This window comes from Campylobacter sp. BCW_6889, assembly GCF_001762535.1.
In the GTDB taxonomy this organism is placed as follows: Bacteria; Campylobacterota; Campylobacteria; order Campylobacterales; family Campylobacteraceae; genus Campylobacter_D; species Campylobacter_D jejuni.
This window is the reverse complement of record NZ_MJWZ01000004.1, coordinates 22,723-45,528: the sequence shown is the minus strand read 5'-3', so window position 1 is coordinate 45,528 and position 22,806 is coordinate 22,723. Positions and strand designations below refer to the sequence as shown.

At 29.6% G+C, this 22,806-nt stretch carries 18 protein-coding genes and 5 pseudogenes; 8 read left to right on the top strand and 15 right to left on the bottom strand.

Annotated elements, in window-relative coordinates; all coding sequences use genetic code 11:
• Nucleotides 1-146: 146 nt before the first annotated feature.
• The 3 genes from cas2 to cas9 are packed head-to-tail and all read right to left on the bottom strand — an operon-like array spanning nt 147 to nt 4,421.
• Nucleotides 147-578: a CRISPR-associated endonuclease Cas2 gene (gene cas2 / locus AJ939_RS00260; protein WP_002797817.1), complete on the bottom strand. Its 432-nt coding sequence runs from the start codon at nt 576-578 to the stop codon at nt 147-149.
• Entirely contained in the window at nt 571-1,461 is an 891-nt protein-coding gene (cas1, locus tag AJ939_RS00255) for a type II CRISPR-associated endonuclease Cas1 (protein ID WP_044780406.1), read from the bottom strand. Before cas1 ends, cas2 begins: the two co-directional genes overlap by 8 nt.
• Entirely contained in the window at nt 1,458-4,421 is a 2,964-nt protein-coding gene (cas9, locus tag AJ939_RS00250) for a type II CRISPR RNA-guided endonuclease Cas9 (RefSeq protein WP_070240634.1), read from the bottom strand. The genes cas1 and cas9 overlap by 4 nt, the downstream gene beginning before the upstream one ends.
• 203 nt (nt 4,422-4,624) lie before the next feature.
• On the opposite strand from cas9, the pseudogene dcuC reads away from it, so the two are divergent.
• Nucleotides 4,625-6,147, top strand: a pseudogene (dcuC, locus tag AJ939_RS00245) (C4-dicarboxylate transporter DcuC).
• On the opposite strand, the gene AJ939_RS10795 reads toward dcuC, so the two are convergent.
• The 3 genes from AJ939_RS10795 to purM all read right to left on the bottom strand — a co-directional run bounded on the left by AJ939_RS10795 (nt 6,099) and on the right by purM (nt 8,125).
• Nucleotides 6,099-6,713 carry a hypothetical protein gene (locus AJ939_RS10795; protein ID WP_173405597.1) on the bottom strand — a complete coding sequence of 205 codons (615 nt, stop codon included), beginning with the start codon at nt 6,711-6,713 and terminating at the stop codon, nt 6,099-6,101. The pseudogene dcuC and the gene AJ939_RS10795 overlap by 49 nt on opposite strands.
• Nucleotides 6,714-6,842: 129 nt before the next feature.
• Nucleotides 6,843-7,076, bottom strand: a complete 234-nt coding sequence (locus tag AJ939_RS10790; RefSeq protein WP_173405596.1) for a hypothetical protein — start codon at nt 7,074-7,076, stop codon at nt 6,843-6,845.
• Between the two features lie 59 nt (nt 7,077-7,135).
• A complete protein-coding gene (purM, locus tag AJ939_RS00235; RefSeq protein ID WP_002855427.1) occupies nt 7,136-8,125 on the bottom strand; it encodes a phosphoribosylformylglycinamidine cyclo-ligase in 990 nt (329 codons plus the stop codon).
• A gap of 60 nt (nt 8,126-8,185) precedes the next feature.
• On the opposite strand from purM, the gene coaE reads away from it, so the two are divergent.
• The 3 genes from coaE to AJ939_RS00220 are packed head-to-tail and all read left to right on the top strand — an operon-like array spanning nt 8,186 to nt 10,243.
• Entirely contained in the window at nt 8,186-8,791 is a 606-nt protein-coding gene (gene coaE, locus AJ939_RS00230; protein ID WP_044778907.1) for a dephospho-CoA kinase, read from the top strand.
• The gene (dapF, locus tag AJ939_RS00225) at nt 8,788-9,537 is read left to right on the top strand and encodes a diaminopimelate epimerase (RefSeq protein ID WP_002858895.1); all 750 of its coding nucleotides are present in this window, start codon (nt 8,788-8,790) and stop codon (nt 9,535-9,537) included. Before coaE ends, dapF begins: the two co-directional genes overlap by 4 nt.
• Nucleotides 9,512-10,243, top strand: coding sequence for a glucosaminidase domain-containing protein (locus AJ939_RS00220; RefSeq protein WP_070276027.1), 732 nt, complete (start codon nt 9,512-9,514; stop codon nt 10,241-10,243). The genes dapF and AJ939_RS00220 overlap by 26 nt, the downstream gene beginning before the upstream one ends.
• Here the strand turns inward: AJ939_RS00220 and AJ939_RS00215 are convergent.
• From AJ939_RS00215 to tupB, 7 genes are all read right to left on the bottom strand, one after another.
• Nucleotides 10,240-11,277 carry a DUF4143 domain-containing protein gene (locus AJ939_RS00215; protein ID WP_044778910.1) on the bottom strand — a complete coding sequence of 346 codons (1,038 nt, stop codon included), beginning with the start codon at nt 11,275-11,277 and terminating at the stop codon, nt 10,240-10,242. The two genes, AJ939_RS00220 and AJ939_RS00215, sit on opposite strands and share 4 nt — an antisense overlap.
• Nucleotides 11,278-11,341: 64 nt before the next feature.
• Nucleotides 11,342-11,791, bottom strand: coding sequence for a Dps family protein (locus AJ939_RS00210; RefSeq protein WP_002871127.1), 450 nt, complete (start codon nt 11,789-11,791; stop codon nt 11,342-11,344).
• Between the two features lie 127 nt (nt 11,792-11,918).
• Nucleotides 11,919-13,139, bottom strand: coding sequence for a glucose-6-phosphate isomerase (locus tag AJ939_RS00205; protein ID WP_044780403.1), 1,221 nt, complete (start codon nt 13,137-13,139; stop codon nt 11,919-11,921).
• Nucleotides 13,133-13,957 (bottom strand): UTP--glucose-1-phosphate uridylyltransferase GalU, encoded by an 825-nt coding sequence (gene galU, locus AJ939_RS00200; RefSeq protein ID WP_002871129.1) that lies wholly within the window; start codon nt 13,955-13,957, stop codon nt 13,133-13,135. The genes AJ939_RS00205 and galU overlap by 7 nt, the downstream gene beginning before the upstream one ends.
• Before the next feature lie 81 nt (nt 13,958-14,038).
• Entirely contained in the window at nt 14,039-16,012 is a 1,974-nt protein-coding gene (gene acs, locus AJ939_RS00195) for an acetate--CoA ligase (protein WP_044780402.1), read from the bottom strand.
• Nucleotides 16,013-16,149: 137 nt separating this feature from the next.
• On the bottom strand, nt 16,150-17,145 hold the full coding sequence (gene tupC, locus AJ939_RS00190) for a tungstate ABC transporter ATP-binding protein TupC (RefSeq protein ID WP_044780401.1): 996 nt from the start codon (nt 17,143-17,145) through the stop codon (nt 16,150-16,152).
• Between the two features lies 1 nt (nt 17,146).
• Nucleotides 17,147-17,833 (bottom strand): tungstate ABC transporter permease TupB, encoded by a 687-nt coding sequence (gene tupB / locus AJ939_RS00185; protein WP_002871132.1) that lies wholly within the window; start codon nt 17,831-17,833, stop codon nt 17,147-17,149.
• 78 nt (nt 17,834-17,911) lie between these two features.
• Here tupB and tupA point away from each other — a divergent pair, with 78 nt between their 5' ends.
• The 4 genes and pseudogenes from tupA to AJ939_RS00165 all read left to right on the top strand — a co-directional run bounded on the left by tupA (nt 17,912) and on the right by AJ939_RS00165 (nt 20,960).
• On the top strand, nt 17,912-18,721 hold the full coding sequence (gene tupA / locus AJ939_RS00180; RefSeq protein ID WP_044778915.1) for a tungstate ABC transporter substrate-binding protein TupA: 810 nt from the start codon (nt 17,912-17,914) through the stop codon (nt 18,719-18,721).
• A 139-nt stretch (nt 18,722-18,860) separates the two neighbouring features.
• Nucleotides 18,861-19,426, top strand: a pseudogene (locus tag AJ939_RS00175) (LamB/YcsF family protein).
• Nucleotides 19,427-19,435: 9 nt separating this feature from the next.
• A pseudogene (locus AJ939_RS00170) lies at nt 19,436-20,015 on the top strand (carboxyltransferase domain-containing protein).
• Nucleotides 19,996-20,960, top strand: a pseudogene (locus AJ939_RS00165) (biotin-dependent carboxyltransferase family protein). Before AJ939_RS00170 ends, AJ939_RS00165 begins: the two co-directional pseudogenes overlap by 20 nt.
• Here the strand turns inward: AJ939_RS00165 and AJ939_RS00160 are convergent.
• Together AJ939_RS00160 and AJ939_RS00155 are read right to left on the bottom strand one after the other, a co-directional pair.
• Nucleotides 20,957-21,849: pseudogene (locus AJ939_RS00160) on the bottom strand (DMT family transporter). The pseudogenes AJ939_RS00165 and AJ939_RS00160 overlap by 4 nt on opposite strands.
• 14 nt (nt 21,850-21,863) lie before the next feature.
• Nucleotides 21,864-22,778: a hypothetical protein gene (locus AJ939_RS00155; RefSeq protein WP_070276028.1), complete on the bottom strand. Its 915-nt coding sequence runs from the start codon at nt 22,776-22,778 to the stop codon at nt 21,864-21,866.
• Between the last annotated feature and the right edge of the window lie 28 nt (nt 22,779-22,806).

The following is a 22,806-nucleotide window of genomic DNA, read 5'->3' as shown; positions in this document are numbered from 1 at the left end:
AATAGATATTTACCAGATAATGAAAATTTCAGGGTTTTTTAATAAAAATAGCAAAAATTATGCTATAATCTCATAAGAAATTTAAAAAGGGACTAAAATAAAGAGTTTGCGGGACTCTGCGGGGTTACAATCCTCTAAAACCGCTTTTAAAATTCAAATAAATTTTGCTGGTGATATTTTTCTTGTTTTTTGTTTATTTGAATTTCTTCATTATTTGAATTTTTGTATTTAAATTCTCCATGACTATCTATATCAAAAAGCGTTAAATTAGTTTCGTTATTAACTTTTTCGTTAAAAACTATGCCACCAAGCAAAAGCTCCATTTTATCAAACTGCTTTTCAGTGATGATTAAAGCCCTTACATTTCCATAAGGTGGCAAAATCTTTTTTACATTTTCAATAGAACTTTTTGCGGAACTTAAACCCTTGCAAATACGCATATAAACGCTAAATTGCAGCATAAAATAACCTAATTTTATAAGATTGTTTCTAAATTTACTTGCTAGTTTTTGCTCTTTTTTACTTTTAGTTGGCACATCAAACATCAAAAGCACACGCATAAATTTATCTTCAATCATCAAATTTCACTATCTTTAGTTCATCTTCATACAATAAAGCATTTTTAAAATTTGCCACATAATGATTTATCGCTCTATTTAAAGGATAATTTTGCCCATCAAAATTGATTTTGCTTTGTAAATGACCAATCAACGCTCTTTTGTCATCTTTGTTTAAAAACTCACTTTCACCCACAAGTTCTAAAACACAATCATCAACACTAGCCCTAAACACTTCTATCAAATCATCACAAAGCGCAAAAGAATTATAAATATTATTGTGCTTTATGCCAAGCCAAGGCAAAAGTCCACTGATACAAACTGCTCTAATAATACAAGCCCTAATGATTGCATAGCCATAATTTAAAGCAGAATTTTCAAAGCAAAGCTCATCTCTTGAAAAAGAAGCACCAAACAAAGTTTTAAAATACAACACCGCCGCAACAGCTTCAATATTTTTACTATCATTTAAGGTTACTTTTTTAGCCAAATTTATAAGCTCATTGCTTTGCTCTATTTTATTGTGTTTTTTCAAAACAAAGGCTTGATTTAGGATTTTGTTTTTAATGATTTTTTGCCATAAAATAGCCTTTTTTTGAGCACTTACATTCATTTGCTCTTTTGCGATTTTTGCACTTTGAAAATGCCCTAAAAAAGGAGTAAAAACACCATTTATACTATGAGTTTCATCACAGGTTAGCAAGATGATTTTATGCTTTGCAAAAGCGTTAAAAAGTGCGGAACTCAGGCTTGCTTGCAAGCTTTCTAAAACGATGATGTTTATATCTTTTAAAAACAATTTTGCTACATTTTCATCTTGCTTAATCACAAGATGATTTAGCTCTAAATTTAGCTTGGCATTAGAGCTAATAAGCAGTGTTTTAAAAGCTTCATCGTAACTCATTTTTTAAAATCTTCTCTTTGTCTAAACTCAGCCTTTGTCACTTCTCCAAGTGCTGAAACTATGTATTTTTCAAATACTTTTAGATTTTGAATTCCTATGCTTTTTGCGATTACTTCTTTTTCATTTGCATTTTTAAACAATATTTTTTGATTTTTGCTTAGCGTTTCAAATTTATTATCGTGTTTTGAAACAGTTAGGCTAGCATTTGAGCTATCTAGCCTTTCATAATAAACAAGTTCTGGCTCTTGCATATCTTTAGTTTGAATTAAAATCAAACTATCTTTGTATAAAGAAAAGCAAAACTCATAATTTTCATCCATTAAAATCCAATCTTTTATAAGACCTGACTTTTTATCTTTACCTTGCACCACGGCTTTATTTGGTAATACTTTTAAAGCAAAATCCATGGTATAAATTGGCACAGCATAAAATTTATTTGTCTTTTTGTGTTTAAAAATATCCACTCTAAACATATCGCCATTTTTAACCATTTTACCATTTACTTTGCGGATTTTACCAAGCTCTAGGGCTTTTAAAACTCCTTCTTTTCCGCCGTATGATTGATAGAATTCTTCTTCTTTTCTAAATGTTTCTTCATGTAAAGCTCCACTTGGCTTTTTTCTCTCAGGTTTTGAGACAAAAATTTCATCAATTTTATCTAAAAGCTTTTGCCTAAAACCACTAAAAGGCTCAAAAAACTTCCTTTTGTTTTTATAATCTAATTCACTAATTTTTTTTGCATAAAGTTCTGCAGTGTTACTTTCTTGCTCTTTTTTAAAATCTGAAAAAGCCTTTACGATAGAGTTGTTTGCATAAGCAATAATTGCTGCATCGATGGCATGATGAAGATGGTTATTTCTATCCTTAGTGCTAAAGCCCCAAGTGTGTCTTAAAGTGGATGTTAGCATACCGCTTTTTGCTTCTACATGCACTTTTGAACCTTTTTGTGTGTCGTTTAATTTTGTATTTTCATCATCACTTAAAGGTAAAAAATCTAAATAATCTTTAGTATAGTTTAAAACAAGCCTTGCGATGTAGCGAGTATCGTTTAGATTTCTATCTTTAAAGTCTTTTTGCTCTTTGTCTTTGTAGTTTTTATCTAAAATTCTTTTTTGCTTTTTAGTAGGTAAATTTTTTGCTAAAACTTCAATTTTCTGCCATTTTACTCTATCATTGCCAAAGGTTTCAAAGGGGGTTTTATTAAGTTTTTCTTGATTTTGCTTGGTAAAAACTAAAACTTTATTCATATAAGAATCATCAAAACTTCTAGAATAAGGGTAAATATGGTCAATTTCAAGCATTTTTTCATCTTGCAAATCACTAATTTTAATCTTTTCTCCACTATAAACACAAAATTCTTTTTGTTCTTTAAATAATCTTAATTTTAAAATATTTTTGCTATTTATTTTTAAGCCTAGTTTCTCACATTCAAGTTCGGCGTCTTTTTTGGCCTTGTAGTTTTCGTTTTGCTCTTTTTCTATTTTAGCTCTTTGACTGTGATTTTTACCTACTTCTCTTGCTAATTCAATGTTTATTTTATGCACTTTACCGTATTTTTTAAGCAAGGCATTTAAGACCTTTCTATATTCTTTAATCGCCCTTAAAACCACAGGATTAGTTACTTCATCTTTGTAATAAGTTTCATTAAATGCGGGTAAAAAGTCTTTTTTATCTTCATTAATTGCTACTTTTAAATTAAGCTCATTGCAAGCTTCATCGTATTTTTTACCTTCAAGCATTAAAGGAGTGATAAGTTTTAAGGCTTTAAAACTTATATTTAAATGGTCTTTAAATTCCAATTTGCTTAAGCTATCAATTTGATTTTGATTTAAATCATATTTTGCTAAAGCCTTTTTAAGTTTAATCTCATCTTTTATAAGGGTAATATCTTTTGCTATTTCATTTAAATCATCTTGGCTTAAATTATGCTCACCTAGGGCTTTTACAAATTCTTTGTATTTTTGAAACTCAATAAAATAAGTTCCTTTTTCTCCTTTAAACTCATAATCATTACTTAAGCCCAAAAGCTTTTTTGTTTGTTTATAAGTTAGAGTGCCGTTTTTTAAAACTTCATTTAAAAGCGTGTTTAAATCATCTTTTGTATATAAAATTCCTTCAGTATTTTTAAGATTGTTTAAAAGATTGATAATTCTTGTAAGCGCTACAAACATAAAAGCTAAGGGCGAATTTTTTGGCGCTCTTTTTTCATCAGTAAAAAAACTACAATTTCCCACCAAATGAGAAAAATCTTTTAAAGCCCTTTTATAAAATGCTACACTAAGCACTTCTTCTTCAAATTTCTTTGAGAAAGAAAAGCCAAATTCTCTTTGTTTTTGAAAAATAAGCTTTAATTCGTCTTTTAAAAAACTTTGCGCTATGCAGCGTTCATAACTTTCTTTTTTATTTCTAACATTTATAAATTCTTTGGAATTTTCTTTGAATTTTTGAAAATACTCTTTATAAAGATACTCGCCTACACTTTGATAACTTACTAATTTTTCTTCATTTTGCTTGATAGCTTTTAAAATCTCGCCTTTTTCTTCATCACCATTATTTTTAATATCATCATAGCCACGCCTTTTTGCAATATGTAAAATCACTCTTGCAAAATCTTGCTTACTTAAAAACTCGTTTAAAGCTCTAAATCTTAACTCATAAGGGCTAATTAAAGAGCCTTTATAAGCCTTAGCTAAACTTTCATCAAAGCTTTGATAATCTTCGTAATTTAACTTAAATTCATTTGCGATTAAATGTTTTAAGTGATTTAGCCTTGCTTTGCGTCTAGCAAGGCGTTTTCTAGCACTTCTTGAAAGGCGTCTTGGTAAGGCTAGGGATTCTCCTGTTTTAGGATTTTCAGCCTTTGTAAAAATCCTAACTCCGCAATCTTTTAACTCATCATTTTCGCTAAATGCCCAACCAATAGAGCTTATACCTATATCAAATGCCAAAATTCTTGCCATACTAAATCCTTTGTGACATTTATGATTTATTTATAATTATAATACAAAAATCATTTTTTATGTAAATATAAATTTTTCAGTAACCAAACTATACATATGTTAATTTTGCAATACAAAAAATAAGTAATTTTTAAATAAAAAATATTTTTTATTTAAAAATTTAGCTAAAATTAAATTCATAAGCTGTAAATTCAGGAGAAATCATGCCAATTTTTATGATATGTTCTACACTTTTAGCGGTAATTGTCGTTGCTTATTATATACTCAAAAAATACAATCCCATTTTTGTATTTTTTCTTTCAGGTATTATCTTGCTTATTTTTGCTTTTTACATCACAGGAACACCTATACCAAAAGCCCCAAGCAGAGAACATGCAAGCTTTTTAAATGTTTTACTTGATAGCTATGCTTTTATCACAGCGACTTTTAAAAGCCAGCTTTCTGGAGTAGGACTTATTATCATGAGTGTGGCAGGTTTTGCTGCTTATATGAAACATATCAATGCTTCGGCAAAACTTGCTTTTTTAGCAAATAAACCCTTAGGAAAAATCAAAAATAAATACTTGATTTTAAGTGGAACTTTTGTTGTTGGAATGGCTTTAAAAATTGTCATTTCTAGCTATGCTGGATTGCTTTTGCTTTTGTTAGCATGTATTTATCCTGTTTTAATCTCACTTAAAATCCGTCCTATTACAGCTGTATGCGTGCTTTCTTTAATTGCACTTGATTATGGTCCAAAAGATGGAAATTCAATCAATATGGCAGATATGGTAGGACAAAGTGATAATGTCGTAGGGCTTTTTTAAATTACCAAATTTATAGTGTGATTGCCTATGTTGTAGTTATTGCCATCTTGATTCCTTTTTATTTTGCTTGGATTGATAAAAGAGATAAAGAAAAAGGTGTTTTAAATGATGAAGTTGAAATTCCGCAAATCATTGATCCTAAATGTCCCACTTTTTATATACTCTTTCCTTGGTTACCTGTTGTATTTTTATTTACAGCGTATTTTTTTACTATCAAGCTCGATGTTGTGACAGCAAATTTTGTAAGTATTTCTTTAGTTTTTCTTGTTGAATTTGCAAGACACAGAAATGCTAGAAAATTAGGCGAAGATATGATGGTGATTTTAAAAGCTATGGCTGAAATTTTTATCTCAGTCGTAAGCATAATCATCGCTGCTGGAGTATTTGCTGAAGGCATTAAAGCACTTGGTGGAGTTAATATCCTTGCTAACGCGGTTTCAAATCTTGGAACAGGAAATTTTGCATGGTTTGGAATTCTTTTGAGTATAGCTATTTTAAGCTTTTTAGTTTATTTTGCCACAGTGATTATGGGAAGTGGAATTGCTGCTTTTAATGCTTTTGGAAAACTAGCTCCTGATATAGCTACAAAATTAGGCGTTGCACCTATTACTCTAGTTTTACCTATAGAAATTGCATCTTGTTTAGGTCGCGCAGCTTCACCAATAGCAGGCGGAATCATAGCTTTAGCTGGATTTGCAAAAGTAGCTCCAATGGATATTATAAAACGAACCACTCCTCTTTTACTTATCGCTATGCTTGTAAATGTACTTGTAGCCTTTTATCTAGCACAAACCAATCCTTTGCCAAAAGAGCAAAACGCTACAAAAATAGCAGTATCTTTAAATAATAAATATTTATTATTTTATAAAAACTATAAATTTTCTAAATTATTTTCTGCTTTTTTAGTAAAAATTTCATAAATTTTTCTATATTCTTTTTGCCAAGCTAGTTTTACTATCAATTTATCAAATCTACCTCCATAACTTCCACCTCCAAATCTATAAGCTGCAAGACTACTTGTAAAAGCCAAAGTAGGAATTTGTAAAATATCACAAAGATGTAAATTTCCAGTATCAACAGTAATTAAAAAATCTAGCTTTTGAGAAATACTTACCAAAGAAGCAATATTTTTATTATTACAGAAAACTTTCAAATTTGCATTCTGATCAATATTATACTGAATAGAATTCGTACTAAAATTTAAAAGTATAAATAAAAATTTAGGATATTTTAAAGAAAGTTGCCTTGCAAGCCCTATCCAATCTTTTATAAAAAAATTAAATCCTCTATATTCGCTATTATTTGAAAAAGCATTAATACCTATAATTTTTTCATATTTTGTATCAATTTGTTTAAAAAAATTATCACTTAATCTTGCATCATAAGGTAATAAATTTTTAATTTTAGAAAAATCAATTTGATTAAAATTTTTATCAAAATGCCTAGTATTAATCATCCTAACCAATTTTAAAACAATTTCACTCATATGTTTTTTAGCTCTAAAAAATGGTAAAGGTGTGATTAAATTTTTAGAAATTATACTAATAAGATGAGGGAATACTATACATTTTTGAACATTTAAAAATTTTAATTTTTTAAAATATAAACCTTGTCTTCATGTGGTAATAAAAATTACTGGATTTTTGCTTTGAATTTTTTCTAAAAAATCATCCTTATAAATCAAAACTTCATCAATAAATGGAATTTTTTCTAAAAAATCACTTTCCATTAATCCATTTGTTAATAAAAATAATTTATACTCTGGATAGAGTTGCTTTATAGCATACAAAGCTTTAAAACAAACTAATAAATCTCCAAAACCATCCGAATGAAAGACAATATTTTTCATCACTTTTCCTTATTATTTTTTTAATTTACTCTTAAAATATCTTAAAAAATAAATTCTTTTCACTCTAAAACAATACCTTCATTAATGCAAATTTCGCCGATAATAAAGGCATCTGAATTTTCTAAAACCTTACTTACATTAGAAGGATCTACAACCATTACTAAACCCACTCCCATGTTAAAGCTTCTATACATTTCGCTTTCTTCTACAGCCTGTCCTATAGTATAAAAAATTTCAGGAGTTTTAAGATGATGTTTGCGTATAGTTGCACCCATACCACGAGGTAAAACGCGTGGTAAATTTTCTACTAAACCACCCCCTGTAATATGAGCTAGAGCACTGATATAAGGCTTTAGTGTAAGAAAATCACGCACATAAATCCTTGTAGGTTCTAATAAAATATCAATTAAATTTTTACCCTCTATCTTGTCATCAAATTTTAATTTTAAACTTTCAAAAAGTACTTTTCTAGCTAAAGAATAACCATTTGAATGAAGTCCTGAACTAGGAAGTGCCAATAAAATATCACCATTTTTAACAAATTTACTTCTATCGATCTCATCTTCTTCAGCCATACCCACTGCAAAACCCGCAAGATCAAAATCATCTTTTGCATACATTCCAGGCATTTCAGCAGTTTCTCCGCCGATTAATGCACAATTTGCCATCTTACATCCCTTGGCAATGCCTGATACAACAGCCTTTGCTACTTCTACTTCGAGCTTGGCTGTAGCATAATAATCTAGGAAAAACAAAGGCGTAGCAAAATTACAAATCAAATCATTCACACACATTGCTACTAAATCTTGCCCTATAGTATCATATTTTTTAGCATCAATTGCCAAGCGAAGCTTGGTACCAACACCATCTGTTGCACCTAAAATCACAGGCTTTTTAAAACCACTTGGCATTCTAAAAGCACCAGCAAAAGAACCAATTCCGCCTACAACATTATCATTAAAAGTTTCTTTAACCAAAGGTTTTATAGCCTCTACAAAGGCATTTCCATTATCTATACTTACGCCTGCATCTTCATATGAAATTTTCATTTATTTTCCTTTAAGAACTAAAAAGGTATTTTAACGAAAAAAGTTTTAATAAGGCATAAGATGAAAAATGCTTTTTTTGTAACCGCTTCAATTGCTTGTGGTAAAAGCACTTTTATAGAAATAGCGAATTCTTTAGGCTTTAAAAGCATTAGCGCAGATAAAATTGCTCATAAAATTTTAGATGAAAATGCTTTAGAACTTGAAAAGATTTTTTCTCCCTTTAACTTAAAAAATTTACTCACAAAAGAAAAGAAAATCGATAGAAAAATCCTTGGAGAAATTGTTTTTAACAACAAAGAAGCTAAAAAAACCTTAGAAAATTTCACTCATCCTAAAATTCGAGCTAAAATTTTAGAACAAATGCAAATTCTAGATAAAGAAAATAAAGCTTTTTTTGTAGAAATTCCTCTTTTTTTTGAAAGCGGTACTTATGAAAATTTAGGCAAAGTCATAGTAATTTACACACCTAAAGAATTAAGCCTTAAAAGAATTATGCAAAGAGATAAGCTTAGCTTAGAAGCTGCAAAAGCGAGACTTGATTCTCAAATAGATATTAAAGAAAAACTTAAAAAAGCAGATTTTATCATTAAAAATACTAATTCTTATGCCGATTTTAGACAAGAATGTGTTAAAGTAATACAAGAAATTTCTAAAGGAAAAATGTGAAATTTTATAAATATTGTGCAAGTGGAAATGATTTTGTCATAACAAATGCTGATAGAAAAGAAGATAGAAGTACTTTAGCTAAAGAACTTTGCAATCGTTATGAGGGCATAGGTGGAGATGGCTTTATCGTGATATTGCCTCATGAAAAATACGACTTTGAATGGGAATTTTATAATAACGATGGCTCAAGGGCTGCTATGTGTGGCAATGGCTCAAGGGCTGCGGCACATTTTGCACATCATATTAACAAAATAAATCCTAACATGAGTTTTTTAACCGGTGCAGGAATAATAAAAGCAAAGGTAAATCAAGATAAAGTTGAAGTATCTTTAGGCAAAATAAAAAGCGTGCAAAATACTTTTGAAGAATTAGGAAAAACTTGGCAACTTTGCGACACTGGAGTTCCACATCTAGTGCATTTTTGTCAAAATTTAGATGAATTTGATACAATACTTTGTCAAAAAATGAGACAAAAATATAATGCCAATGTTAATTTTGTAAAAATTTTAGATGAAAATCATTTAAAAGTTCGCACCTATGAACGCGGAGTTGAAGATGAAACCTTAGCTTGTGGCACAGGAATGGGGGCTTGTTTTTATCTGGCATTTTTAAATAAAAAAGTACAAAATAAAGTTAAAATAACTCCTAAAAGTGGTGAAGAGGTTGGGTTTACATATAAAAATGAAGAATTGTTTTTTGAAGGAAAGGTAAAGTATTGTTTTGAAGCCAATTATAATTTTTCTTAGTCTTTTTCTAATCCCACTTTTTGGTGATGATCTAAAAAATGGCTTTGGAGAGGAATATTACAAACTTGATATAGATCAAAAAAGACAAATTTTTTTTATAAAAATGAATGAAATGTTTGATCAAAGCTTTAAAAAAATTGAACAAGAAAGAGCTTTTATTGAAGCCTTTTTTAAAGATGCTTACAAAACAGGCTTTAGGACTTCAAATCAAACAAATCTTGAAAAACTTATCACGATAAAAAACAAATATCGCATTGAAAATCTTTATGATTTTGCAGAATATAAAAAACGTATTCAAAAAATTCCAAAATCCATGGGTATAGCCCAAGCTTTAGTTGAAAGTGCTACAGGTACAAGTCGCTTCGCAAGAGAAGCAAACAATCTTTTTGGAGAATGGACTTGGGGTGAGAAAGGTTTAATTCCTGATTTAAGACATCCAGATAAAAAACACAAAATTAAAATTTTTGATAGTCTGCAAGATAGTGTTGACTCTTATGTTTTAAATTTAAATCGTCATTTTGCTTATGAAAAGTTTCGCGATGCAAGAGCTAAATTTGAAAGCGAAGGCAAAGAGATAACAGGGCTAGAGGCTATTAAAACTTTAGATTCTTATTCTGAACACAAGGGATATTATATCAATCTTATTACAAAAATCATCAAACGATACAACCTTGAAAAATACGATACAAAATCAAACAACGCCTAAAATCCAAGTGAAAATTTATCAAAAGATATGATTTCAAATTTAACCCCTTGCTCAAAAAAACTATCCTCGCTTGAAAGAGTGATAAAAATCACATGAAAAATTCCAAGTTCTAAAGCCTTTGGTAAAATTTTCTTAGCACGTAGCTTGATCAAATCAATATCTAAAGTTGGACTTGAAATATAAGCAATTTTAGATATTTGGCTATAAAAGTTAAAGTATTTGTTATAAAAAAATTCTTCTTTAAATTTAAACAACTCGCTTAAAACTAAATTTTCAAATAAATGTGAAAAATCCTTTGAAATACAAAGATTATTTCTTAGGCCAAAATCTTTAAAATAAATCTTTTGAAGTTTTTTTTCATCATGTTTTAAAATATAGATCACATAAGTATTTTCTAATTTTTTTATAGCTTGATAAACACTATCTTTTGAAGTTTTTAATCTTTTTTTGAGTTCTATAAATATCTTAGAAATACTGATTTGCTGACCCAAATTTAAAGCTAAATACTTTAAAATTTCTAATTCTAAAAGAGTAAAGCTTTGTCTTAAAAGTATGTTTTTTTCTCCAAATTTACTCCGTCCACTTTGCAAAAAAAGACCTACTAAATTATTTATAGGTAAATTTTTCTTACTTACACTAATAAATTCTTCAAAATCAAAATAATCAAGTTCAAGTTCTTCAAACCCATTTATATTTAAATCTTTTATATTTGTACTTAAGATGATGGGAATTTTAATTTTTTCTAAATTAGGGATAAAATCCAAATTATAAAGGCAAAGAATTTTAATTTGTAAATTTTCATTCAAAAAATCAGCAAGTCTTTCTAAACTTTGTTTTTCAAAACGTGTATCATATAAATCTAAAAACAAAATTTCACTTGCTTTAAATTGAGATAAAAAATTAAAAATAAGCGTTTTTTTACCACAAAATCGTGGGCCTTTTATGATAATATTTGGTTTTGAAATTTGATTTTTTCTTTCATAACTTACTTCAAATTTAGGGTGATTTTCATAAAAAAAATTAAGTACTTTCAATTTTATCCTTTAAAAAAGGATATTATAACCTAGTTTGTATAATTGGGGCATAAAGCCCCTTAAATTACATTTTGCAAGCACCTTGTAAAGTAGCGCCTATCATCCAAAGACTTTTTTCATATTTTGCGATATTTTCTTGCGCAAAAGCAGCTGTTGTGGTATCACTTTCTTTTTCTGCTGCTTCATTGAGTTTTTTAAATTCTGCTAAAAGATATTCATAATCTTGTTTGATCAGTTCTATGACTTCAAGCGGAGTAAAGCAATCTTTTGTAACTTTTGGACTTTTTGCATTTTCCATTAAAACTTTTTGGCAAGTGATAGCTTTTTCGCCAAGTTGTAAAACTCTTTCAGCACAACTATCAAAAAGTTCTGCCATTTCTTCATAAGCTTTTTCTGTGTACTCGTGTATAGAAAAAAATTGCAAACCTTTTACATTCCAATGATAATTATGAAATTTAACCCATAGATGATGGGCATCTGCTTGCATTTGTAATAATTGTTTTGTAACTGACATGATTGACTCCTTTTTTTGGTTTTTAAAATTATAGCATAAAATTCTTAAATAATAATTATTATTAATTAAAAATTTTTATTATAATTTTAACTTAAAATCATTATACTCTTTTTTTAATGAATTTTGATTAAGAATTTAATATATTTTTTAAGATCAACTTTCCAACTTCCACACCAGGTTGATCATAAGTGTTAATCCCTAGCATAACACCGCAAGTTGAAGTAAAAAGTTCATAATAATACATCAAATATCCCGCATGCCAAGCGTCAAGTTTTTCAAGTTCTATCACATCAACACTCAAATTTTCAGCGATTAAAGCATGCATAGTTGCATCACATTGAGCGTTTAAAAGTTCGTGAAGATTGACTTTATTACTTAAAGAATCTAAAAATTTAAAATGAATATCAGGGATAATAGGTGCTTTTTGAGCGTCTTTGATTTTTAAAAAAGTTACAGTTTTATTTTTAGGTCCATCCATGATGAGTTGTAAAAAACTATGCTGATCTCTTGCACCAATGAGTGCAATAGGAGTTAAACCTATGCGTTTATAGCCTTGCTTTTTACCTAAACTTTCAGCAATAAGCTGGATATACCATTCGTTAAAGCCTTTAAAAGCATCACTATATGAAAAAAGCACATTGATATTGGCATTTTTGTGTGTGCAATAATGATAAGCCTTTTGTAAAATTTCATCTTTTTTGCGAGTAAAAAAATCTTCAAAACAAGCTTTAGCTCCTTCTAAAAGAGCTTTGGCATTATAGCCACAAAAACAAAGTGGAACTATACCCACGGCTGAAAGTATGCTAAAACGACCTCCTACATTTGCAGGGATAAAAAAGCATTTAATACCTAAATTTTCACCTTCTTTATGAAGTTTTGAATCCTTATCGGTAATAAAAACAAAGTATTTTTTTAATTCTTGCATATCAAGTTTAAAATGTTCAATAAGAAGTTTAAAAAGTGATACGACTTCTATAGTGCTACCTGTTTTACTGATGATTAAAAACAAACTTTCTTCAAGCTTGATTTTTTCTAAAGTCTTATTAAAAGAATGTGAGCTTGTGTTATCGAGTATAAAAAGCTCTCTTTGGTTGCTTTTTTCATTAAAAAGCATATCGCGCAAGGCTTTTACACCACAACTTGAACCTCCCATTCCCACTAAAACGATATTTTTTACATATTCTTTATCTTGAATAAATTTCAAGCTCTCATCGATTAAATTCAAACTTGTGTCAATAAGATGATAATACCCTACATCTCCACTTTTTACCTCATCATTAATACGATTTGCATAAGAGCTTATAGTATGAATTTCACTTTGTTTAAAAAAAAGTGTATTGTTTAACATTTACTTTTCTCGTAAAAATAATTTGTCGCCTCTACAAAGCCTTCTACACTTCCACAATCAAAGCGTTTCCCTTGAAATTTATAAGCTAAAACCATACCATTGGTTGCTTGAGTTAAAAGTGCGTCGGTAAGTTGAATTTCTCCATTTTTTCCCGCTTTAGTATTTTCTAAAATTCCAAAAATATCAGGAGTTAAAATATATCTTCCTATGATAGCAAGATTACTTGGAGCTTCATCAGGACTTGGTTTTTCTATCATAGAATTAACCATGATAAGATTTTCTTCTACAAAATTTCCAGAAATTACTCCATAGTTTGAAACTTGCTCTTTTGGTACTTCCATCACAGCTATGATGGTGCAGCGATATTTTTCATAAATTTTTACCATTTGAGCCATAACATTTAAGCCTTCTTCATTAACACACAAATCATCAGCCAAAATTACACCAAAAGCTTCATCGCCAACCAAAGGTTTACCTTTTAAAACCGCATCACCTAAGCCTTTCATTTGATTTTGTCTTGTAAAAGTAAAGGTGCAACGATTGATCAAAGAGCGAATTTCATCAAGTAAGTATTCTTTTTTTGTACCTGAAATTTGATGTTCAAGTTCATAAGAAATATCAAAATAATCCTCTAAAGCTCTTTTTCCACGTCCTGTGACAAATCCCATATTTTCCATTCCTGCTTCCAAAGCTTCATCAACCCCATAATGGATCAAAGGTTTGGTTAAGATAGGTAACATCTCTTTAGGTAAAGTTTTTGTTGCAGGTAAAAATCTCGTCCCATAACCTGCCGCAGGGAAAATACAAGTTTGAAGCATAAAAATTTCCTTTTATTTTTTTATCATTATAGCTTATTTTTATGAATTTTTATGCAACAAGGCAAAGTTCTTTTTGCCTTGTTATTCAAACTCTGCCTTAGCTAATTTAACAATGGTTTCTACTACTCCAGAATCTTCAAGTGTTGAAATATCCTGTTTGATTTCTTCGCCTCTTGCTATAGTTCTTAAAATTCTTCTCATTATTTTACCACTTCTAGTTTTTGGCAAACCTGGAGTATAAAGAATTTTTTCTATTTTAGCTATAGGTCCTATCTCTACTCTTAAAATGTCATTAAGTTCTTTTAAAGTTTCTATAGCTCCGCCAAGATCACAACTGGATGTAGGACTTAAAACCACAAAAGCAAACAGTGACTCGCCCTTAATCGCATCCAAAATACTCACTACAGCTGATTCTGCTACACTTGGATGTTTAGCAATAGCGCTTTCAATTTCAGCCGTTCCTATACGATGTCCTGCAACATTAACCACATCATCTGTTCTTCCTGTGATGGTAATATAACCATTTTTATCATAAAAAGCACCATCGCCACTAAAATATACAGCTTTTCCATCTTTTCTAGCTTGAGAAAAATAACTTTCTATATAGCGTTCATCATTACCCCAAATTCCACGAATCATCGAAGGCCAAGGTTTGGTTATACAAAGCAATCCATCTTCACCTTCATCTTTTTTATTGCCTTCTTCATCAATAACTTCTGCAAAAATTCCTGGCAAAGGCAAGGTAGCACAACTTGGTTTTAAAGGAGTAGCGCCTGGTAAAGGCGTGATCATATGTCCACCTGTTTCTGTTTGCCACCAAGTATCGACTATAGGACTTTTAGCTCCCCCTATTTCATCATAAAACCACTTCCAAGCACTAGGATTTATAGGCTCTCCAACCGTTCCAAGCACTTCAAGCGTACTTAAATCATATTTTCTTGGCTCATCAGGCGCATCAGCATGAAGCATTCTTATGGCAGTTGGCGAAGTGTAGAATTTGCTTATTTGATACTCTTCTATCATTCTCCACCAACGCCCAGAATTTGGATAAGTAGGAGTCCCTTCATGCATTATAGTCGTTGCTCCACATGCTAAAGGCCCATAAACTACATAAGTATGTCCTGTAATCCAACCCACATCAGCACTACACCAATAATTATCATAATCTTTAATATCAAAAACCCATTCCATAGTCATTTGTGCCCAAAGTATATATCCTGCACTTGCGTGCATAACTCCTTTTGGCTTGCCCGTTGATCCTGAAGTGTAAAGCAAAAACAACAAATCTTCACTATCCATGATTTCGGGTTCACACTTATAAGATTCATTTTTCACAAGTTCATTATAAACATAGTCCCTTCCTTTAACATATTCTATAGGTTCATTATTGCGTATAACTATAAGTACTTTTTCTACACTTTCACACCCTTCACTTAAAGCCTTATCTACTGCAGGTTTTAACATATAAGGTTTGCCACGACGAAAAGCACCATCAGCCGTTACTACAAGTTTAGCTCCTGCATCTATAATTCTATCTCTTAAGGCTTCAGGAGAAAACCCTCCAAATACCACACTATGAATAGCCCCAATCCTTGCACAAGCTAACATTACTATAGCTGTTTCTGGAATCATAGGCATATAAATTACAACCCTATCGCCTTTTTTTACTCCGAATTTTTTAAGCAAATTGGCTGCCTTGCAAGTTTCATGCAATAATCTTCTATAAGTATAAACTTCATAATCCCCCATTTCACCTTCAAAAATCAAAGCAGCTTTATTGCGTCTTGTTTTCATATGACGATCAAGACATTGATAGCTTACATTTAAAGTTCCACCTTCAAACCATTTATAAAATGGAGCTTTATCCTCATTTAGCACTCTTGAAAAAGGCGAAAACCACTCGATCTTCTCAAGTGCTTGTCTTTTCCAAAAACCTTCAAAATCTTCTTTGGCTTCATCGCATAAATCATAGTATTCACATAAATTTTTTATACGAGCATTACGAGAAAATTCTTTACTTGGCTTAAAAAGCTCTTGATTATTTTGATTAAGCATAAAAACTCCTTTATGGTTATTTTTAAACATTATATAAGAGTTTATTTATATTAAATACAAATTTAAAAAATAATTAAGATAAATTTTATAAAAAATGGGAATATTTGTAATATTTTATTTAAATTTTATAATGTATGTTAATTTAAGAAACATATTGCATCTTCATAAAAATAAAGACTGAGTTCTTCGTATAATTTTAAATCGAATTTTAAAAATTCTTGTTTTTCTAAAGCAAATTCTAAAATTTTATCCATACAACTTACCCTTATAAAAACATCACTTTTCCTACTTCTAAGTGCTATAATATAACATTTTTCTAAAATAAACTCATAATTATTTTTTGGGATATTTTTAGAATTAAAAAAAGAAATTTTATAAGGATCAATAGCAATTTTACTTGGAGGTTTTTTAAAATCTTTATATTTTTTACAATTACTAAAATCTATAAAATTACAAAATTTCACACCTTGATTTTCTAGCTCAAAAACATTAGTATTTTCAAATTCTAAAATTTCTCCACTGTGTAAATAAAGTTTTTTTTGAGCCAAAGAATCTAAAAAATGTTTATCATGACTTGCGATTAAAAAACCTGTATTGAAATTTTCGTGCATTTTAAGAATAGCTTTTTTAAATAAAAGCGTAGTATTTTTATCCAAAAAAGCACTCGGTTCATCAAGTAAATAATACTTCGCTCTTACGCTTAAAGCTATAGCAAAAGCTATTTTTTGACTTTGTCCTGATGAAAGTTCATTAGGATATTTACTTAAAAGACTTTCATCTAAATTTAAAAACATCAAACTTTCTTTTATGCGCTCTTCGATATCTTCTTTAATCCCATAAGTTTTTAAAGTAAATAAAAAATTTGCCCTTACGCTACGATTTAACAAAATAGGCTCTGGAAAAAGCAAATAAATTTCACGCTTTTGTTTATTATTAAGTTTAAAATTTCCAAAATAAGAAATATTTTTTGAAAAATCTCCTTCTAAAAATTTTAATATTCTTAAAAATGTAGATTTTCCACTTCCATTCGTTCCCATTAAGATGCTAATTTTACTAGTATCAAGTTTTAAATTTTTAATTTTTAAAACTTCTTTGTTTTGATAGTTAAAAAAAAGATTAGAAATTTCTATCATTTTATGTTCTTTTGAGTTTATGTGTGATGAAATTTAAACAAAAGGCAATGAGAATTAAAACCAAAGCCAAAGCTATACCGCTAGCAAATTCGCCTTTGTTGGTTTCAAGTGAAATAGCTGTGGTTATGGTTCTAGTGTCGTATTTGATATTTCCACCCACTATCATCGCTACTCCTACTTCTGCTACAATGCGTCCATAAGCTAGCGCAACGACGCTAATTAAGGCAAAACGTAATTCATAAATCATCATTAAAACAAGTTTTAAAGGACTTAGGTGAAAAGATTTTATAAGTAAAAAATGTTTTTTATTCATATTTTCTATCAAATTTGAAAAAAGTGCGATCACTATAGGAAGTGCTAAAATAAACTGCCCTAAAATTAAAGCCTTTATAGTAAAAAGCAATCCAAATTCTCCCAAAGGTCCTCGACTTGAAATCAGTGCATAAAGTATAAGTCCTACTGCAACTGTTGGAAAAGAAAGGCTAGTATCTATGATAAGTTTTATAAAGCGTTTGAATTTAAAATCAAAAAAACCTAAGATAAATCCTAAAGGAAAACCTATAAGCAAAGCTAAAACTATAGAAATACTTGAGCTTAAAAGTGTAGTTTTTATAGCTGAAATTACACTTTCATCAGCATTAAAAAGTAAAAATAAAGCTTGTTTAAAACCATCAAAAATATAATCCAAAAATATCCTTTTTAAAATAAGTAATTTTAGCATAATTATGCTAAAATATTTTTTTATGTAAATTTATAAGGAGAAAAAATGAAAAAAATCATTTCTTTAGCTCTTGCTTTAGCTTTAAGCGCAAGTGCAGCAGAACTTAAAATGGCAACCACAACAAGCACTGACAATACAGGACTTTTAGATGCTCTAAAGCCTCTTTATGAACAAGAAAGCGGCAATACCTTAAAATGGGTTGCAGTAGGAACAGGTGCGGCTTTAAAAATGGGTGAAGATTGCAATGCTGATGTACTTTTTGTGCACTCTCCAAAAGCAGAAAAAGAATTTATAAAAAAAGGTTTTGGCGTGGATAGAACCCCTGTGATGTATAATGATTTTATCATCATTGCAGATAAATCAATAGCTTCTAAATTTAAAGGCAAAAATTTAAAAGAAAGTTTAGAGCTTATCAAAAATGAAAAACTCACTTTCATCTCAAGAGGCGATAAATCAGGTACTGATAATAAAGAAAAAAGTCTTTGGAAAGATCTTGGTGGTGTGCCTGAAAAAGAAAACTGGTATCAACAAAGTGGACAAGGTATGCTAGCAAGCATTAAAATCGCTGAAGAAAAAAAAGGTGTGATTTTAACTGATCGTGGCACTTATATCAAATATGAAGCCAGTGAAAAAGGAAATCCAAGTTTAGTCATTGTAAATGAAGGTGATGATAGCCTTAAAAATTTTTATTCTGTTATAGCAACAAATCCTAAGCATTGCAAAAATGTCAATTATACTGAAGCTAAAAAATTTATCAATTGGCTTACAAGTGACGATACTTTAAGTTTTATTAGCGGATTTAAATTGCTCTATAAACCTTTATTCGTAGTTGATGCAAAAACAAGGAAGGATTAAAATTAAGCAGGTTTTAGCCTGCTTAAAATATTATTTTTACTTATTGTAACTTTTTTATTTATTTTTCAATACTTTTAGCTTATTTAAATTTCTTCTTTAGATACAATAAAATCAATAATTAAATATACAAGGTCAAATAATGTTCAAAGTGGATTTAAATAGTGATTTAGGGGAAAGTTTTGGCGCCTATAAAATGGGAATGGATGAAGAAATTTTAAAATTTGTAAGTTCAGTAAATGTCGCTTGTGGCTTTCATGCGGGTGATCCTTGTGTGATGGATAAAACCTTAATTTTAGCCAAGCAAAATGGTGTTTGCATAGGAGCACACCCATCTTATCCTGATCTTTTGGGTTTTGGAAGACGCAATATGCAAATAAGCTTTGAAGAGGCTAAAAACTATGCCTTGTATCAACTAGGAGCTTTATTTGGCTTTGCCAAGGCAAAAGGTATGAAAATACAGCATTTTAAAGCCCATGGTGCACTTTATAATATGGCAGCTATTGATGAAAATTTAGCGATAAACACGTTGTAAAAATGATAAAAGAAAGCAAAGTTACAAGCATAAATGGCAAAGAAATTGATTTAAAAGCGGATAGTATTTGCGTTCATGGGGATAATGTACAAGCTTTAGAATTTGTTAAAAAAATCAAAGAAAATTTAGAAAAAGAACAAATTCAAATTTGTGCTTTGGAAAATTTTATATAGGTTTTAACAATGTTTAGTGTGCATTTTAATGGAAGCAAGGCTTTGCTTTTGCTTTTTAAACAGGAAATTTCACCTCAAATCAATGCTTATGTTTTAAGCACGGAACAAAGGATACAAAAAGCCCTAAAAGAAGGTGAAATTTATAATATTGATGAGTTGATAAGTGCTTATGCAAGCTTGCTTATATACTTTAATCCTTGTATACTTTCTTTAAATTCTTTGCTTGATTTTTTGAAAAAAATTAAAAAGGATATTAAAACTTACGGAGCAAAACTCAAGTCTTTGCATGGAAGTTCCACTTTGTTATGATGAAGAATTTGGACTGGGTTTAGAATTTGTGTGCAAACACAATCAAATTTCAAAAGCAGAGCTTATATCTCTTCACACTAAGCCTTATTATCTTGTTTTTATGCTAGGTTTTATGGCAGGTTTTCCTTATCTTGGAGGTTTAGATGAAAGACTTTCTTTTTTAAAAGCGGGTATGTTTTTAAAATTTAAAGCCATTTCAAAAGATGAATTTTTCGATATCCAAGAGCAAGTTGCTAAAAAAGTCTATCAAAAGGAAATTTATGAGTATAAAAATCATTGAAGCATCTATAAATTCAAGTTTGCAAGACTTTGGTAGAAAAAAATTTGCTAAATTTGGCATAGCAAGAAGTGGAGCTATGGATGAAGATGCTTTAAGAATGGCAAATATCTTACTTGGAAACAAACAAAATGAAGCAGGAATTGAGCTTTGTTTAAAAGGTGGAAAATACGAATTTTTAGATGAGAATTATTTTGTTTTAAGTGGAGCTGAATTTGAGGCAAAGCTTAATAATCAAAAAATCAAAACTTACAAGGTATATAAAGCAAATAAAGGCGATATTTTAGAACTTGATTTAGCAAAAATAGGTTTTCGTGGATATTTATGCGTAGCAGGTGGCTTTGAAGTAAAAAGTTTTTTAAACTCTAAATCCAGCGATGTTAAAATGGGAGTTGGAATTTTTGAAGGAAGAGCTTTGCAAAAAGATGATATTTTAAAAACTCATGATACTTTTATACCTTTTAATTTAGAAGCTAGAGAATGTGAAAATCCTCTTTTTAAAAGTCCTAAAGAGCCTATTATACGCGTTATTTTAGGAACAAATGAAGATGCTTTTACTCAAAAAGGCATAGATACTTTTTTAAATACTACTTATAAAGTAGGTTCAAAAAGCGATAGAATGGCAATTTATGCAGAATCTAGTGAAAGTATAGAGCATAAAAACTCAGCAGATATCATCTCAGATCCTGCGGTTTTTGGAAGCATACAAGTGCCAAAAAGTGGTATTCCTATCATTTTAATGGCAGGAAGACAAAGCACAGGAGGTTATACAAAAATAGCCACGGTTATAGAAAATGATCTAAGCTTACTCGCACAAGCTAAGTTAGGCTCTAGCTTTAAATTTCAAAGCATTAGTATGCAAGAAGCTTTAGAGCTTTATAAACAAAGAGAAATGAAATTTAAAGCCATGGATCAAAAATCAATCTTGATTTTGAAAATTTGATTTAAGCTTTTTTACCATAAATATTGATAAAATATATAGCACCTATAGCCAAGGCACAACCTAACAAGGTAAGTGCATTTGGCACCTCATCTAGTATAAAATAACTACAAATTAAAGCACTAGCAGGAGTGATTAAAACAAAAGAATTTGCCTTAACACTCCCTAAAATGTGAATCCCATAATAATAAATACTAGTACCTACCACAGTTGATAAAAAGGCTACAACAAACATATTGATCCAAAATTTCGCATCGCTTGATAAAATTTCAAAGCTATGAGGCATAAATAAAACAGGGGTGTAAAGCAGCATGGAAAGGGCGTTGATATAAAAATTAATAGTTAAAGCATTGGCTCCTTTAGCCTTGTGTGTAAAGATAGTAAGGCTTGCCCAAATGAAAGCACAGCCTAGAAAAAGGATATTAAATTTGCTAAAAAGATCTTCCAAAGAGCCAGATTCTAAAAGGCAAAAACCAGAGATTAAACCCAAGATCAAACCAAGAACTTGATTTTTTTTGATATGTTGATTTAATTTTTCATTTTTGTTTAAAGCTATGCTAATCATAAAAAAAGATAGGAGATAATAGGTATCATAGTTGTAACCAAAACACCACCTTTACCTGCTGCACCATGACTTAGGGCAGTGAAAAACACAAGGGTGTAAAGGGCATTTAAAATTCCTGCTAAAAAAATCCATTTAAAGATATTTTTTGGAATTTTAAAGGGCAATTTTAAAAGCATAAGCACAAGTATAGAGCCTATGGTGATGAAAAAAAATCTCCAAAAGGTAATAATAAGCGGGCTTGAGTATTGGGTTAGAATTTTAGAAGTAGGCCAAGATGAGCCCCATAAAAACATTGCGATAAAAAGCAAGATGAACAAATAACGCTCTTTCATTTTCCTTACCTTTATTAAATTTTATCTAAAAGACTGAAAATATCTTGTTTATTTAGGGTAAAAGTTTCATTTTGATGGTTTTTAATCAAATACTTTTCTCCAAGATTTGAAACTATATATAAATCTTTTACAAATAAAGTTGCATTGTTTTCTTTAAAAATGGGAATATGTTTGGAATTTAATAATTCTTTAACTTCGGTTTTATTATAAAGTGCGAAACTTTGGTTGTAATTACCTATTTTACTTATTCTAATAATATAAGGATTTAAAAGCACAAGTAAAAAAATAAAAGCTGGTATAAAAGATATGGGCATAGCTTTTAAATACTGCTTTTCATAGATAAATTTATAAAATAAATAAATCAATAAATGATAAATTAAAAAAAAGTAAAATAAAGCTATGATATTTGTACTTAAAAATTGATAGATTGAAAAAAATCCATAAATATATGTAAATGAAGCTAGGAAAAATTCTATAGCATTAGCTAAAAATTCTTTTTTATTGTAAGCTTGGTTTTTAAATTTTATATAAAAAAGTAAGGATGAAAATAGAGGTATTACAATAAAAATTATAATGCTTCCTAACATAGCATTAAGGAATTTGTAAAATAGAAATATTAATAAAATATTGGCTAAGGCTATTGGAGTTAAGAAATAAAAGCCTATTGTTTTAAATTTAGCATGGGTATTTTTTAAAAAATTATTAAAAAGTATTAAAGGAGCAAGATACAAAATAAGAAAAAATGAAATAAATATAAATCCAATCCATGCTATTAAAAAAATATTAGAAAAAATCAAATCCTTGTTGAAATCAGGAATAAAATGGGCATTGAAAATATAATACTCAGTTAAAATCCAAGCTCCCAAAGCAAAACTTACAAAAATAATACTAGTGCTTATCACCCCTAAATATTTTTTTAAAAAGTCCATTATCAAAAAAAAATTGTTGCTTAAAGTC

What these genes read in the sequence shown, in the direction of transcription:
- acs (WP_044780402.1), bottom strand. Translation starts at nt 16,012, where the DNA reads ATGCTTAATCAAAATAATCAAGAGCTTTTTAAGCCAAGTAAAGAATTT.
- AJ939_RS00205 (WP_044780403.1), bottom strand. Translation starts at nt 13,139, where the DNA reads ATGTTAAACAATACACTTTTTTTTAAACAAAGTGAAATTCATACTATA.
- AJ939_RS10790 (WP_173405596.1), bottom strand. Translation starts at nt 7,076, where the DNA reads ATGAAAAATATTGTCTTTCATTCGGATGGTTTTGGAGATTTATTAGTT.
- AJ939_RS00210 (WP_002871127.1), bottom strand. Translation starts at nt 11,791, where the DNA reads ATGTCAGTTACAAAACAATTATTACAAATGCAAGCAGATGCCCATCAT.
- galU (WP_002871129.1), bottom strand. Translation starts at nt 13,957, where the DNA reads ATGCTTCAAACTTGTATTTTCCCTGCGGCAGGTTATGGGACGAGATTT.
- tupA (WP_044778915.1), top strand. Translation starts at nt 17,912, where the DNA reads ATGAAAAAAATCATTTCTTTAGCTCTTGCTTTAGCTTTAAGCGCAAGT.
- tupC (WP_044780401.1), bottom strand. Translation starts at nt 17,145, where the DNA reads ATGATAGAAATTTCTAATCTTTTTTTTAACTATCAAAACAAAGAAGTT.
- cas2 (WP_002797817.1), bottom strand. Translation starts at nt 578, where the DNA reads ATGATTGAAGATAAATTTATGCGTGTGCTTTTGATGTTTGATGTGCCA.
- cas9 (WP_070240634.1), bottom strand. Translation starts at nt 4,421, where the DNA reads ATGGCAAGAATTTTGGCATTTGATATAGGTATAAGCTCTATTGGTTGG.
- purM (WP_002855427.1), bottom strand. Translation starts at nt 8,125, where the DNA reads ATGAAAATTTCATATGAAGATGCAGGCGTAAGTATAGATAATGGAAAT.
- AJ939_RS00155 (WP_070276028.1), bottom strand. Translation starts at nt 22,778, where the DNA reads ATGGACTTTTTAAAAAAATATTTAGGGGTGATAAGCACTAGTATTATT.
- AJ939_RS10795 (WP_173405597.1), bottom strand. Translation starts at nt 6,713, where the DNA reads ATGAGTGAAATTGTTTTAAAATTGGTTAGGATGATTAATACTAGGCAT.
- cas1 (WP_044780406.1), bottom strand. Translation starts at nt 1,461, where the DNA reads ATGAGTTACGATGAAGCTTTTAAAACACTGCTTATTAGCTCTAATGCC.
- coaE (WP_044778907.1), top strand. Translation starts at nt 8,186, where the DNA reads ATGAAAAATGCTTTTTTTGTAACCGCTTCAATTGCTTGTGGTAAAAGC.